The following is a 1,241-nucleotide window of genomic DNA, read 5'->3' on the forward strand; positions in this document are numbered from 1 at the left end:
ATCCAATTAGCTTGGGCTATTTCTATGTGGTTATCATTTAAATAGGTATGTTGATCTGTTTTAATATAACTGAGTTTTAACTCTTTAATAGGCGGTGTTTTTGTTTTGGAAATGATCACAAAACCTAAATGGCTCACCATATAAATTTTATCACCTGAGTAAATAACTCCCCCAGGTGCAAAACTATGCTTACCTGTTCTGGCCATCAGCTGTGTATAGTTTTTGTCATTTAAAAAATGTACACCATTACTGGTTGTTAAATAAAGTTTATCACCCGCTATCAATTCTTTAATGTACAAAGGTGAAGGTAAGCTTTCCCACTTACCCTGTTTAAATTCAAATAAACCTTCACCGTAACTTGCTGCAAATAGGCGATCTTTAACCATAGCAACATCAGATATTACTGTACCTTCCAATGCTAATTCGCCACCTTTATCTACTTGCATCCATAAGCCTTTTGCTGTGGCTATATGCAAACGTTTATTAATTTTTCTTACTTGTAAAATTTCTCGTGAGGGTAATGTTGCGTTTATTTCGGTCACATCAATTTGATTGAATTGAGCATCAAAGATTTGAACGCCATATCTATCATTACCAATATATAAAAGCCCATCAATGACATTTGCAGAAATAATATAATCTACTGACAAGCGGGTGGTTAGGGTTTTACTTGTTAAATTAACTGCATAAGCTCCCTTACTGGTACTAATAATTGCATGATCATTAAATTGCACGATATTTTGTACAGTGTAATCTTCAATTGGCATTATTTCATCAAGCCAAGGGATAGTAGAAGTTTTCCCATTTTCATACTGATAAACACCAATCCGAGTACCTATCCAATAAGTATTATTAACTAAACCAAAAACATTATATTTAGAATTAAAGTTAAAAGGTTCAAATTTAATATTAGTATCTAATATATGAAAATTGGTCATACCTAACATCCATATTTTGTCTTCTTTATCTATATAGATATCATTAAAAATTTCATCATTGATACCAAACTTATACTGTCCTGCTTCAAGACCAATAGTAGAATATTTTTTAATAATATTATTATCTACAAAATAGATATGATGTGCATCAGCAGCTGTTAAATGACGTGGATTTTTAAAGGTATCGTCATAACGGAACTGTTCTTGTTGGTAGTCATAAAACACCATTACATTATCTCTGCGATAAACTACGCCATCAGGTGTTGCCTGTATTTCACCATTTATAATGATTTGTGGTTCAAT

At 32.0% G+C, this 1,241-nt stretch carries 1 protein-coding gene; it reads right to left on the reverse strand.

Annotated elements, in window-relative coordinates; genetic code table 11:
* Nucleotides 1-1,241 (reverse strand): ligand-binding sensor domain-containing protein (locus tag CJF42_RS27935; RefSeq protein WP_170940785.1); only part of this gene is annotated, 1,241 nt, incomplete at both ends.

Origin of the sequence: Pseudoalteromonas sp. NBT06-2, from assembly GCF_002276045.1 — a bacterium.
In the GTDB taxonomy this organism is placed as follows: Bacteria; Pseudomonadota; Gammaproteobacteria; order Enterobacterales; family Alteromonadaceae; genus Pseudoalteromonas.